Origin of the sequence: Collimonas pratensis (genome assembly GCF_001584185.1) — a bacterium.
Taxonomy (GTDB): domain Bacteria; phylum Pseudomonadota; class Gammaproteobacteria; order Burkholderiales; family Burkholderiaceae_D; genus Collimonas; species Collimonas pratensis.
In genome coordinates this window covers 5,057,181-5,070,583 of record NZ_CP013234.1, presented here as the reverse complement: position 1 = coordinate 5,070,583, position 13,403 = coordinate 5,057,181, and the positions used below count along the sequence as shown (strand labels likewise).

Annotated in this window: 11 protein-coding genes; 9 read left to right on the top strand and 2 right to left on the bottom strand. The window is 60.1% G+C overall.

The features are described from left to right. Positions 1 to 67 precede the first annotated feature (67 nt). The 9 genes from ftsW (at position 68) to lpxC (ending at position 10,038) form a co-directional block, all read left to right on the top strand. A complete protein-coding gene (gene ftsW, locus CPter91_RS22535; RefSeq protein WP_231880151.1) occupies positions 68 to 1,201 on the top strand; it encodes a putative lipid II flippase FtsW in 1,134 nt (377 codons plus the stop codon). Continuing rightward, positions 1,198 to 2,286, top strand: a complete 1,089-nt coding sequence (murG, locus tag CPter91_RS22530) for an undecaprenyldiphospho-muramoylpentapeptide beta-N-acetylglucosaminyltransferase (RefSeq protein WP_061944475.1) — start codon at positions 1,198 to 1,200, stop codon at positions 2,284 to 2,286. Before ftsW ends, murG begins: the two co-directional genes overlap by 4 nt. Positions 2,287 to 2,293: 7 nt before the next feature. Continuing rightward, entirely contained in the window at positions 2,294 to 3,700 is a 1,407-nt protein-coding gene (gene murC, locus CPter91_RS22525) for a UDP-N-acetylmuramate--L-alanine ligase (protein ID WP_061944472.1), read from the top strand. A 14-nt stretch (positions 3,701 to 3,714) separates the two neighbouring features. After that, on the top strand, positions 3,715 to 4,701 hold the full coding sequence (locus tag CPter91_RS22520; RefSeq protein WP_061944468.1) for a D-alanine--D-alanine ligase: 987 nt from the start codon (positions 3,715 to 3,717) through the stop codon (positions 4,699 to 4,701). Between the two features lie 77 nt (positions 4,702 to 4,778). Further along, positions 4,779 to 5,546: a cell division protein FtsQ/DivIB gene (locus tag CPter91_RS22515; protein WP_061944466.1), complete on the top strand. Its 768-nt coding sequence runs from the start codon at positions 4,779 to 4,781 to the stop codon at positions 5,544 to 5,546. 10 nt (positions 5,547 to 5,556) lie between these two features. Further along, positions 5,557 to 6,789, top strand: a complete 1,233-nt coding sequence (ftsA, locus tag CPter91_RS22510) for a cell division protein FtsA (RefSeq protein WP_014007913.1) — start codon at positions 5,557 to 5,559, stop codon at positions 6,787 to 6,789. Positions 6,790 to 6,973: 184 nt separating this feature from the next. Then, on the top strand, positions 6,974 to 8,149 hold the full coding sequence (ftsZ, locus tag CPter91_RS22505; protein ID WP_061944464.1) for a cell division protein FtsZ: 1,176 nt from the start codon (positions 6,974 to 6,976) through the stop codon (positions 8,147 to 8,149). A gap of 246 nt (positions 8,150 to 8,395) precedes the next feature. Next, the gene (locus CPter91_RS22500) at positions 8,396 to 8,902 is read left to right on the top strand and encodes a peroxiredoxin (protein WP_061944462.1); all 507 of its coding nucleotides are present in this window, start codon (positions 8,396 to 8,398) and stop codon (positions 8,900 to 8,902) included. Positions 8,903 to 9,102: 200 nt separating this feature from the next. Further along, entirely contained in the window at positions 9,103 to 10,038 is a 936-nt protein-coding gene (lpxC, locus tag CPter91_RS22495) for a UDP-3-O-acyl-N-acetylglucosamine deacetylase (RefSeq protein WP_061944459.1), read from the top strand. A gap of 95 nt (positions 10,039 to 10,133) precedes the next feature. Here lpxC and CPter91_RS22490 read toward each other — a convergent pair whose 3' ends face one another. Next, positions 10,134 to 11,576 carry an ABC transporter ATP-binding protein gene (locus tag CPter91_RS22490; RefSeq protein ID WP_061944456.1) on the bottom strand — a complete coding sequence of 481 codons (1,443 nt, stop codon included), beginning with the start codon at positions 11,574 to 11,576 and terminating at the stop codon, positions 10,134 to 10,136. 64 nt (positions 11,577 to 11,640) lie between these two features. Beyond that, positions 11,641 to 13,401 carry an ABC transporter permease gene (locus CPter91_RS22485; RefSeq protein WP_061944453.1) on the bottom strand — a complete coding sequence of 587 codons (1,761 nt, stop codon included), beginning with the start codon at positions 13,399 to 13,401 and terminating at the stop codon, positions 11,641 to 11,643. Positions 13,402 to 13,403 lie beyond the last annotated feature (2 nt).

The following is a 13,403-nucleotide window of genomic DNA, read 5'->3' as shown; positions in this document are numbered from 1 at the left end:
GGCGGATAATGCGCCGGCGCGGCCGCGCGCACTCGACAGCCAGAAGCCCGGCGTCCAGCGTTCAAAAATGATGGAATACGATCAGCCGCTGGTGTGGGTGGTCGTCTTGTTGATGCTGTTTGGCCTGGTGATGGTGTATTCGGCCTCGATCGCGTTGCCGGATTCGCCCAAATATTCGAACTATACGAATGCACACTTCCTGGTGCGGCAAGCGATCTTCATCTGCGTCTCGCTGGTGGCCGGCCTGGTGACCTTCCGCATTCCGATTGCGACCTGGCAGCGCTGGGCGCCGTATCTGTTTGTCATCACCCTGATCCTGTTGGCGATGGTGCTGGTGCCTGGCCTGGGACGCGGCGTCAACGGCGCCAAGCGCTGGCTGTCGTTCCGCGTGTTCAATCTGCAGCCTTCGGAATTGATGAAGCTGTTCATCGTACTGTATGCCGCCAACTACACGGTGCGCAAACAGGAAGTGATGCACAAGCTGACCAAGGGATTCCTGCCGATGACGGCGGCGGTCGGCCTGGTCGGATTGCTGCTGATGCTGGAGCCGGATCTGGGGGCGCTCGGTGTGATCGTCTGCATCGCCATGGGCATTCTGTTCCTGGGCGGGATCAACGGCATCTGGTTCGGCGGCATAGGCGCCATGCTGGCGGGTATGTTTACCCTGGTGATCTGGCTGTCGCCTTGGCGTCGCGAGCGGATTTTTGCTTATCTGAATCCATGGGCCGAAGAAAATGCCCTGGGCAAGGCTTACCAGCTGTCGCACTCGCTGATTGCCTTTGGCCGCGGCGAGCTGTTTGGCGTCGGCCTCGGCGCCAGCGTCGAAAAACTGCACTATTTGCCGGAAGCGCATACCGACTTCTTGCTGGCGGTGATCGGCGAAGAGCTGGGGTTTGCCGGCGTGCTGGTGGTGGTCATGCTGTTTTACTGGATTATCAAGCGCTCTTTTGAAATCGGCCGCCAGGCAATCGCGATGGAACAGACCTTCGCCGGCTTGACCGCCAAGGGGATCGGTATCTGGATCGGCGTGCAGACCTTCATCAACATGGGCGTCAACCTGGGCTTGCTGCCGACCAAGGGCTTGACCTTGCCGCTGATGAGCTACGGTGGTTCCGGTGTGCTGATCAATTGCATCGGACTGGCGATCCTGCTGCGCATCGATTATGAAAACCGGGTTCTGATGCGTGGAGGCCGGGCATGAGCGCACAGCCAAAACGTCTGGTCATCATGGCGGCGGGTACCGGTGGCCATATATTCCCCGGCCTGGCGATTGCCGAGACGATGCGCGCGCGCGGCTGGCAAGTCAGCTGGCTGGGCACCACGCACGGCATGGAATCCGATCTGGTGCCGCAGCACGGGATTGAGATGGACAAGATCGTCTTTGCCGGCTTGCGCGGTAAAGGGCTGGCGCATACGCTGCGCGGCGCCTGGCGCATGTTGTTGAGCTTTCCGGCTTGCTTCCGCATCCTGGGGCGGCGTCAGGCTGATGTGGTGCTGGGCATGGGTGGTTATGTGACGGTGCCGGGCGGCGCCATGGCGCGTTTGCGCGGTGTGCCGCTGGTGCTGGTGAATGCCGATGCGGCCTTGCTGCTGTCGAATAAAGCCCTGACGCCGCTGGCGCAGCGGGTGCTGTTCGGTTTCCCTGCCGATTTTGGCAAGGCGGCCAGCAAGGCGCTGGTCACCGGCAATCCGGTGCGCAAGGAAATCCTGGCGCTGCCTTTGCCGGAGCAGCGCTACAGCGGGCGTATCGGCCCCTTGCGTTTGCTGGTAGTAGGCGGCAGCCTTGGCGCAAAGGCGTTGAACGATTGCCTGCCGGCGGCATTGGCCTTGATTCCCGCGGAATCGCGGCCCAGCGTTACGCATCAGTCCGGCAAGCAGCATATTGAAGCCTTGCGCAACGCTTATGCGACGGCCGGCGTGACGGCGGAAGTGGTGGCGTTCATCGACGACATGCCGCGCCGCTACGCCGACGCAGACCTGGTGATTTGCCGGGCCGGGGCGATTACGGTGTCGGAACTGACCGCCGCCGGGGTCGCCAGCGTGCTGGTGCCGCTGGTGGCTTCGACTACCTCGCACCAGCGCGACAATGCGCGCTGGATGGCGACACAGAAGGCGGCGATTCATTTGCCGCAGACGGATTTAAGCAAGGAGCGCCTGGCCGCGTTGCTGACGCGGATCTCGCGCCAGGACTGCCAGACGATGGCGCAGGCAGCATATGAAAACGGCCGGCGCGATGCGAATGAAGCAATCGCGCAGGTTTTGGAAGAATTGGCAGGTCCGCAGTGAGTACATCATGAAACATAAAGTTAAAAACATCCATTTCGTAGGAATCGGTGGCAGCGGCATGAGCGGCATCGCCGAGGTGCTGCTGAATCTCGGCTATACCATTTCCGGCTCCGATCTCGGCGACAATGCGGCGACGCGCCGCCTGGCCGCGCTGGGCGCAAAGGTCAGCCGCGGCCACGCCGCCAAGCATATCGACCAGGCCCACGCCATCGTCACATCGACTGCGGTGCAGGCTGATAATCCGGAAGTCGTCGCCGCCCGCGAAAAACACATTCCTATCGTGCCGCGGGCCGTGATGCTGGCGGAACTGATGCGTCTCAAGCGCGGCATCGCCATCGCCGGCACCCATGGCAAAACCACCACCACCAGCCTGGTGGCAAGCGTGCTGGCGCAGGGCGGACTGGATCCAACTTTTGTGATCGGCGGCCGTCTCACCAGCGCCGGGGCCAACGCCAAGCTCGGTTCCGGCGACTTTATCGTGGCCGAAGCCGATGAGTCGGATGCCTCGTTCCTGAACCTGTCGCCGGTGATTGAAGTAATCACCAATATCGATGCCGATCATATGGATACCTATGATCACGATTTCGGCAAGCTGAAGCAGGCTTTCGTCGAGTTTACGCAGCGGCTGCCGTTCTATGGCGTCGCCGTGCTGTGCATGGACGACGCCAATGTGCGTGAGATCATGCCGCAGATTTCCAAGCTGATCACGACCTACGGTTTCCATGAAGAAGCCGACGTGCGTGCGATCGACGCCAAGGCGGCCGGCGGCCACATGCAATTCACCGTCATCCAGAAAGGCTATGCGGCGATGCCGATCAGCCTGAACCAGCCTGGCATGCACAATGTGCAGAACGCTTGCGCGGCGATTGCGATTGCACGCGAACTGGGGGTTGCCGATAGCGCCATCCAGCAAGCGCTGCTGGAGTTCAACGGCGTCGGCCGGCGTTTTACCCGCTACGGCGAAATCAAGCTGCAGGACGCCGCCGGCAAGCCTAAAGGCGAATTTGCGCTGGTCGACGATTACGGCCACCACCCGGTGGAAACCGCGGCTACCATCCAGGCGGCGCGCGGCGCCTATCCGGGCCGGCGGCTGGTGCTGGTGTTCCAGCCGCACCGCTATACCCGTACGCGCGATCTGTTTGAAGATTTTGTCAAAGTGCTGTCGACGGTCGACGTGCTGGTGCTGGCCGAAGTGTATGCCGCCGGCGAAGCGCCGATCGTTGCTGCCGATGGCCGTGCCCTGGCGCACGCCTTGCGGGTGGCCGGCATGGGCGAGCTGGTGTTCGTGGAAGACATCAACGACATGCCGGCTTCGGTCTTGAATATCGTTCGCGACGGCGACGTCGTGATGACCATGGGCGCCGGCTCGATCAGCGGCGTGCCCGCCAAACTGGCACAACTGGTAGAGCAATGAACATGAGTAACGCGATGAGCAAAAAAAAGACAGGTCATCCATTCGGCAAAGTCGGCGTGCTGTTCGGCGGCCGTTCGGCTGAACGGGAAGTCTCCATCATGTCCGGCAACGGCGTGCTGAAGGCGTTGAAAAGCCACGGCGTCGATGCCCATCTGTTTGATACGCGCGAGCGTAGCCTGGCCGAACTGGCTGCGGAGAAGTTCGACCGCGTGTTCATCGCCTTGCATGGCCGCTACGGTGAAGACGGCACGCTGCAAGGTGCGCTGGAACAGCTGGGCATTCCGTATACCGGCCCGGGCGTCATGGCGTCAGCGATTGCGATGGATAAGGTCATGACCAAGCGCATCTGGCAAAGCATGGGTTTGCCGACACCGCGTTTCCTGGTCCTGGATGCGCACGAGGCGAGCCGTGAGGAATTGCGCCAGGTGCCGGATGTGCTGGGTTTGCCGCTGATGTTGAAGGCGCCGCATGAAGGTTCAACCATCGGCATCGCCAAGGTCGCCGGCTATTCCGATATGAGCGAGGCTTTTGCCCTGTGCGCCAAATACGATGAGGTGGTGCTGGCGGAAGAATTCATCCGTGGCCGCGAGCTGACGGTGCCGGTGCTAGGTGCCGGCCGCAGCGCGCGCCCTCTGCCTATCGTCGAAATTCGCGCGCCCGAAGGCAACTACGATTATCAGCATAAGTACTTTACCGACGATACCAAGTATTTAGTTCCTGCGCCGCTGGATGCCGCGCTGACCGAGCGCATCCAGGCGCTAGCGGTGCAGGCATACAAGGCCATCGGTTGCGAAGGCTGGGCGCGCGTCGACTTCATGCTGCGCGATACGGATAACGAACCGTTCCTGCTGGAGATCAACACGTCGCCGGGGATGACCGGGCATTCGCTGGTGCCGATGGCAGCCAAGGCGAACGGCGTCAGCTACGAAGATCTGTGCCTTGAAATCCTGGCCTCGGCAGCGCTCGATCTGGCGCCGACCGCAGACTGGAAGCCGGTATGAGCGGTAACTAGGGAATGAATATTAAGAGAAATTAATTAAAGATTTACCTAACGATCCAAGCGATAAAGTCGATAACCATGTGGCAAGACGTCAAAATGTTGAACGCGATCTCCGGCACCTTGCTAGGACTGGCTGCGCTCGCATTGCTGGCGTCCGGCATCTGGTGGCTGGCGCAGCGTCCGATGTTTACGCTGAAGACCATCCGTATCGAAGGCATTAGCCAGGGTGAACTGCGGCGCATCAATCCTCTGATCGTGCGTTCGACGGCACTGCCGCGCATCAAGGGTAATTTTTTTACCGCAAACCTGGATACGGTGCGCACGGCATTCGAGTCGGTGCCGTGGGTACGCAAGGCGACAGTGCAGCGCGAATGGCCGAACACGCTGGTCGTGACGGTTGAGGAACATCAGCCGCTGGCGACCTGGGATGACGATGGCCGGCTGCTGTCGGTGCACGGCGATTTGTTTACCGCCAACCTGGATGAGGCCGAAGAAGACGGCGAGTTGCTGCGTTTGTCCGGTCCGGACGGCAGTGAAAAAGATGTGGTGGCGCGCCTGGCCGATTTCCGCCAGTGGTTTGCGCCGCTCAAGCTGAACCCGGTGGACGTGGCTTTATCGAGCCGCTACGCATGGACAGTCAAGCTGGACAACGGCATGACGGTGGAGTTGGGACGAGAGCAAAACAAGACCACGCTGAAAGACCGGGTGGCGCGGCTGGTGCAGATCTATCCGCAACTGCTGTCGCGTTTGCAGAACCGGATCGAAAGTGTAGATATGCGGTATCCGAATGGCTTGGCGCTGAAGGCTAGCGGCATGACGGGCGGATTGGGAAGCAAGAAAAAATAAGCGAAACATTATGACAAAAGACGCAAAAAACTTGATCGTCGGACTCGACATCGGCACCTCGAAAGTGGTGGCGGTGGTAGCCGAGGTATTGTCGGATGGACGCCATGAAGTGATTGGCCTGGGCCAGGCAGAATCCAAGGGGTTGAAAAAAGGCGTGGTGGTGAACATCGAAGCCACCGTGGAATCGATCCAGCGTGCGCTGGAAGAAGCAGAGCTGATGGCTGACTGCAAGATCCGCAATGTCTACACCGGGATCGCCGGCAGCCACATTCGCAGCTTCAATTCCAGCGGCATGGTGGCGATCAAGGACAAGGAAGTCAGCGCAGCGGACGTCTCGCGCGTTATTGAAACGGCCAAGGCGGTGAATATTCCTACCGATCAGCAATTGCTGCATACAGTACCGCAGGAATTTATTGTCGACAGCCAGGAAGATGTGCGTGAACCAATCGGCATGAGCGGCATCCGACTTGAGGTCAAGGTACACATCGTGACCGGCGCCGTGTCTGCGGTCCAGAACATCGTCAAGTGTATCCGTCGTTGCGGGCTGGAAGTGTCGGATCTGATCCTGCAGCCGATGGCCTCGGCCGATGCGGTGCTGACGCCGGACGAGAAAGAGCTGGGCGTGGTGCTGGTGGATATCGGCGGCGGCACTACCGACGTCGCCGTGTTCACGGAAGGGGCGATTCGTCATACCGCGGTGATCCCGATTGCCGGCGACCAGATCACCAACGACATTGCGATGGCGCTGCGCACGCCGACCAACGAAGCGGAAGAGATCAAGCTGCGCTACGGCGTCGCCAAGCAGATCCTGGCCGATCCGGGCGAAACGCTGGAAGTGCCGGGCCTGGGCGACCGCAATCCGCGCACCTTGTCGCGCCAGGCGTTGGCGGCGGTGATCGAGCCGCGCGTAGAGGAATTGTTCGCGCTGGTGCATCAGGTGGTGCGCGAGTCGGGTTACGAAGAGGTGCTGTCGAGCGGCGTGGTGCTGACCGGCGGTTCGGCCATGATGCCGGGCATGATCGAGCTGGCGGAAGACATCTTCCTCAAGCCGGCACGGCTGGGCACGCCGGACTACCGCGGGCAGCTGGCGGATGTGGTGCGCAGTCCGCGTTACTCGACCGTGCTGGGCTTGCTGCTGGAAGCGAAGAAGCAATACCTGCGTGGCTATATCGTGACGCGCCAGGAAGGATCGGCGAAGGCGATCTGGCAGCGGATGAAGGAATGGTTCTTGGGTAATTTTTAATTTTCTTTCTGCGGGTCGGAGTTAAAGAGGCGTCGGGCGATTTGATGGCGCAGCACTTTGTTCTCGCAGATTACGGGCGAAGTTTAATTTTAATGTTGTTTGTGCAACACGCAGTTGTCAGTTGCTAGGTCTCACACAGCGTGATGCCTATTGACTGGATGCTGCATCTTTATGAGGAAATATCATGGAAATCGATATGCTTGACAATGCAACTTTGGGCACCGTGATTAAGGTCGTCGGTGTCGGCGGCGCCGGCGGCAATGCGGTCCAACATATGATCAACAAGGGTGTGTCGGGAGTGGAGTTCATCGCTGCCAATACGGATGCACAAGCGCTCAAGCAATCGAAGGCGCATAACGTGATCCAGATCGGCGAGACCGGCCTGGGCGCGGGGATGAAGCCGTCGGTAGGCCGCCAGCTGGCGGAGGAATCGCGCAACCGCATCGAGGATGCATTGCGCGGCGCGCACATGGTGTTCATCGCCGCCGGCATGGGCGGCGGCACCGGCACCGGCGCGGCGCCGGTGGTGGCGCAGATCGCCAAGGAACTGGGCGCGCTGACCGTGGCGGTGGTTTCCAAGCCATTCTCCTATGAAGGCCAGAAGTGCATGGACATCGCCGACGAAGGCCTGGAGGCGCTGTCCCTGCACGTCGATTCGCTGATCATCATTCTCAACGAAAAACTCGAAGAGATCTATGAAGACGACAGCATGATGGAATGGCTGCAGCACGCCGACGATGTGCTCAACAATGCCGTTGCCGGGATTGCTGAAATCATCAATGTGCCTGGCCATATCAACGTCGACTTCAACGACGTCAAGACCATCATGGGTGAACAGGGTAAGGCGATGATGGGTACCGCCACCGCATCCGGCGTCGATCGCGCCCGCCTGGCAGCCGAGCAGGCAGTCGCCTCGCCGCTGCTGGACGGCATCGATCTGTCCGGCGCGCGCGGCGTGCTGGTCAACGTCACCGCCAGCCGCAGCCTGAAGGGTAAGGAAATCAAGGAAGTCATGGCGACCGTGCGTGCGTTTGCGGCGCCGGATGCTTCGATTGCCCAGGGTATTGCCTACGACGAAACCATGGGCGACGATATCCGCGTCACCGTGGTCGCCACCGGCCTCGGCCGTTCGCGCAAGGCAGTGCAGCTGGTGCAGGCGCCGATGATGCGGACCGGTACCCACAACGAGCCGCTGATGCACGGCCAGCCATCGGTTGGCCATGGCAGCTCATCGTTCGAAGGCATGAAGGCGCCGGCGGTATGGCGCCGCGAGTCGGCTTCCGATACGGTGCGCGCGTTGGAAAAGAACGGCATGGAAACTTACGACATCCCGGCTTTCCTGCGCAAGCAGGCTGACTAAGGCGGCGCGTTTCCCTGTGCGGGCCTGGCGGCTGATAGCGGGTTGAAATACCCGCTATCAGCCGCCAGGCCCTGCATGATTTTGCGGAACAAGGCATACTGCGGATTCCACGCCGCGTCGCGAGGCGCGGCGTTTTCTTTTTAGCATGCGTAATCATGCGATATCATGCGCTGTCTCGGCAGATCGGTGTACGGCTCAGGCCGCGGCGCCGGTCTGGAGGCTTCATTCACTAGACAAGGACTTATCATGACCATCAAGATCGGCGATCGCCTGCCGGAAGGCAAATTAGCAGAATTCATCGAAGTCGAAACCGCAGGTTGCGCGCTCGGCCCGAATACATTTAACGTCAGCGATCTGGTCAAGGGCAAGAAGATTGCCTTGTTCGCGGTTCCTGGCGCCTTCACGCCGACCTGTTCGGCCAAGCACCTGCCAGGCTATGTCCAGCACGCCGCCGATTTCAAGGCCAAGGGCGTTGATGAGATCTGGGCGATTTCGGTGAACGATGCGTTCGTCATGGGCGCCTGGGGCCGCGATCAAAAGGCGACCGGTATCGTCCGTCTGCTGGCTGACGGCAATGCGGATTTCGTCAAGGCGCTGGGCCTGGATGCAGATTTCGGCAAGTTCGGCATGGGCACGCGCTCGCAGCGTTTCTCAGCGCTGATCGACGACGGCGTGGTCAAGCAATTGAACGTGGAAGAAGGCGGCAAATTTGAAGTGTCGAATGCGGAAACGCTGCTCGGCCAGCTGGCATAAGACTTCTTTTTGTTGGTAAGCAAGGCGGCGCCGAGTGCGCCGCTTTTTGCGTCTGCAGCCCTGGGAATCGGGGACAAGCCGATAGCTTGTCGATATGTCTGCGATAGAAAAAAATGGCTTGGAACGCCGGGCGTGTTTTTTACCCCACACCGAGTACACATCGTTACAGAATAATTATCAGTCAGACTTATAATGTCATCATGTTGAAACAACGCACCATCAAAAAAATTGTCAAGACGACAGGCATTGGCGTCCATTCCGGCACCAAGGTCGAGCTGACGTTACGCCCGGCCGCGGTCGATACCGGGATTGTTTTCCGTCGTGTCGACCTTGACCCTGCGGTCGATTTCCCGGCGAAAGCGACCGAAGTCGGCGATACCCGCATGGCCTCCGTGCTGGTCAAGGACGGCGCGCGGGTGTCGACCATTGAACATCTGATGTCGGCCTGCTCCGGGCTGGGTATCGATAACCTGTATGTCGATGTCACCGCGGAAGAAATCCCGATCATGGACGGCTCGGCATCCTCCTTCGTGTTCCTGCTGCAGCAAGCGGGGCTGGAAGAACAGAACGCCGCCAAGAAATTCGTCCGCATCAAGAAAAGCGTGGAAGTGCGCGAAGGCCAGGGCGACCGCGAGAAATGGGCGCGCCTGGATCCTTGCAACGGCTTCAAGCTCAAATTCTTTATCGAATTCAACCATCCTGCAGTGGACGGCACCGGCCAGACCGCGGAAGTCGATTTCAGCGTCGAGTCATACGTGAAAGAAGTGGCGCGCGCGCGCACCTTCGGTTTCATGCAAGACGTCGAAACCATGCGCGGCCTGGGGCTGGCGCGCGGCGGTTCACTGGAAAACGCGATTGTGATGGATGAATACCGGATTCTGAACAGCGACGGCCTGCGTTATGAAAATGAATTCGTGCGCCACAAGATCCTGGACGCCATCGGCGACCTGTACCTGATCGGCCATCCGCTGCTGGCCAGCTACACCGCCCACAAATCCGGGCACGGCTTGAACAATCAGCTGCTGCGCGCCTTGCTGGCGCAGCCGGACGCGTATGAAGTGGTCAGCTTCGACGAGCTGACCGAAGCGCCGGGCGCTTATCAGCGGCAAGTCGGCCAAGAGTGGGCCTTGAACTAAACCTGATTACTAAGCTTGTTTTTAAGCTTGTTTTAAAGCTTGATTACTAGGCCCGTTTCTTTTCCTCGTTAAACGTCCCGCATCAAATCAAGCGTCTATCCGGCGTTTGTTCCCTGTGTCTCTTGCCCCTCGTGCACCTCCAGGTGCACGCTGCCGCTGCGCTGGTCATAATCCAGGATCTCGGCGTAACGTCCCCAGGAAATCAGCGTCGCGAACAGGCTCTCCGGCTGGTCGTAAGGCAGCACGCTGGCCAACTCTTCGAGAATCTCGTCTTCTTTCACCCGCGCACCTGGATTTTCATTGAGGCGCGCCGTCAGCATCTGGAACAGGCGCAGGCGCAGGATCTGTTTCCTGAATAGTGTCTTGCGTGCCGCCAGCGGCGCGGCCAGGAAGTACCAGCCGAGCGTAGTCATCGTCACTTCGTGTTTCGGCGTATCGACCAGGTCCAGCATCTCCGCTGCCTTGACGATTGCAATCGTTTCGCCGAAATCGGTGCCGATGCGCGTGCTCAGTTCGTAGATATTGATGGTCTCCTGGTTGTTCTGGAGGATCTCCAGCAAACCGACTATCCGTCCCACCGGCACATTAGGAATCGGCTCGACGCGGCTGGTGCCTGCATCCTGGGCTGCGATGGCCTGCACCTCCTGTTCCTGCAAATTGTCAGCACCGGCTTCGGCGGCCTCGCTTTCCTCACCCGGCTCGTCCGGCAACGCCAGTGCCGTGATCGCATCGTGGATCTGATTGACCAGGGCGGCGAATTCCTTCGACTTGACGTCGCGCGGATAGGGCAGCGGATTGGGAATGACGTTCTTGATGCGCCCAGGATGGGAGGAGATGATCACGATGCGCGAAGCCATGTAGGCGGCTTCAACGATGTTGTGGGTGACGAAGAAAATGCTCTTGATGCCGGTTTCGCCGGCGTTGTTCCACAGGTCGACGACTTCGGCGCGCAGGTTCTCAGCAGTGAGCACATCGAGCGCGCTAAACGCTTCATCCATGCACAGTACTTCGGGTTTGGCGACGATGGCGCGCGCCAGGCCGACGCGTTGCCGCATGCCGCCTGACAGCTCCTTGGGGAAAGCATTCTCGAAGCCGGACAAACCGATCAGCGTCAGCACCTTGTCGATTTCTTCTTGTTCCTGCTCAACGCTCAGGCGGCGCTGGGTCAGGCCGACCTGGACATTCTGCTGTACCGTCAGCCACGGATACAGGGCAAAACTTTGGAATACGATGGAGAGCGTGCGGTTGATGCCCTCCAGCGCCTTGCCATGGCTGAGCACGGCGCCGCTGGTGGGATCCGTGAGGCCGGCGATCAGGCGCAGGATGGTCGATTTGCCGCTGCCGGACTGCCCCAGCAGCGCCAGCATTTCACCTTCGCGCACGGCCAGGTTGATGTCGTCGAGAATGGTGACGGGTTCGCCGCCGCCGGTGGTATAGGCTTTCGACACATGCTGCAGTTCGATCAACGGCGCCGCAGGGTTGCGGCCGGCGCTGGCAGGCGCTGCAGCGGTGGAAACAGTGGAAACGGAGTCTGACATCGGTCACATCCTTGAAACGCTTGTTGAACGCTCAGTGCGTGCACAGTGATTGAATACTGAGCAATTAATCGAGCTTGAATTTCTGCTCTGCCAGCGCATACAGCCGGCGCCACAGGAAACGGTTGATCAGCACCACGAATAGCGACATCACCACGATGCTGAAATAAATCGCGGGCTTGTCGCCTTTCTCCGTGACCTGTGCGATATAGGCGCCCAGGCCGTCGGCCACCAGCTTGTTGTTGCCCCATGACGCCACCTCGGCGACGATACTGGCGTTCCATGCGCCGCCGGTGGCGGTGACGGCGCCGGTCACCCAGAACGGGAAGATCGCCGGGATGATCACGGTCTTCCACAGGCGCCATTTGCGCAGGCCGAAGATCTGTGCAGCTTCCCGCAGGTCGGTAGGAATCGCCATGGCGCCGGCGATCACATTAAACAGGATATACCACTGGGTGCCTAACGCCATCAGCAGGATGCTGCCGATGTTGATGGGGATATTTGCCGTGATGAAAAACACCACGATGAAGGGAAAAGTCATGTTGACCGGAAACGAGGCGGCGATCTGCGCCAGCGGCTGGGCGATGCGCGCCACCCGTGGCCGCAAGCCGATCCAGACGCCGATCGGGGTCCAGATCAAGGTGGCGACAATCATCATCGCCAGCACCCGCAGGAAGGTCAGCAGACCCAGCCAGACCACATGCAGCATGGCGGTGCCGGTCATTTCGGTCTTGATTTCGCGGGCGACGCCGAAGGCATCGATCACCAGCCAGGCCATGCCGGCGGCGATGGCCAGCCAGAGCGCCACGCGCAGTGCCTGCTTGAAGAGCGTCGGCGCATTGCGCGCCACGCTTTCCGTGACATCGGTGGCGACCGAGGACAGGCGTTGGCTGGCGCGTCCGACCACGCGTCCGATGCGCTGGAACAGCCAGCCGATCACGTTGGAACGCCGCAGCAAATCCAGCATCCAGGATTGCGGGCTGTCTTTCGCTTCGGTATTTTCCAGCTTGAATTTCTCGGCCCAGGCCACCAGCGGACGCCACACCAGCTGGTCAATCAGGAGAATGGTGAAGATCATGGCGCCGATCGCGTACAGCGCAGCGCGGGTGTTGCCTGCCTCGACCGCCGCCGCCATGTAGGAACCCAGGCCAGGCAGCTTGATGTTCTTGTTCAGCACAGTGATTGCTTCGCTTTGCGCCACGAAAAACCAGCCGCCGCCAAAGCTCATCATCGAATTCCACATCAGGCCTATGGCCGATGCCGGCAGTTCCAGCGTGGTGAAGCGCTGCCAGCGGTTGAGACGGAAAATGGAAGAAGCTTCCGACAGTTCTGCCGGAATCGTCACCAGCGAGTGGTAAAAACCGAAGGTCATGTTCCAGGCTTGCGCCGTGAACACGGCAAAGATGCTGGCGCACTCGACCCCCAGCAGGCTACCGGGGAACAGGGCCAGGAAGCCGGTTACCGTGATCGACAGGAAACCCAGCACCGGCACCGATTGCAGGATATCCAGGATCGGCAGCATGACCTTGCGCGCGCGCGGACTCTTAGCCGCTATATAGCCCCAGATAAAGGTGAACAGCAAGGATGCTGCGAAAGCGATGAACATGCGCAGTACGGTGCGCGCGGTGTAATACGGAATCATCTCGACGTCTAGCGACAGCGGCGGCGGATGCAATTCGTCGAAATGCACGCGCATGTCGCCGCTGAGCGAGAACAGCAGCCAGAACAGCAGCAGCATCGCCACCACCACCAGGATGTCGACCCAGCCAAAGCGCCAGCCAGTCCGCAACTGGGGCGCAGTGATATCCGGGTAGGCGCGATTAGGCATTT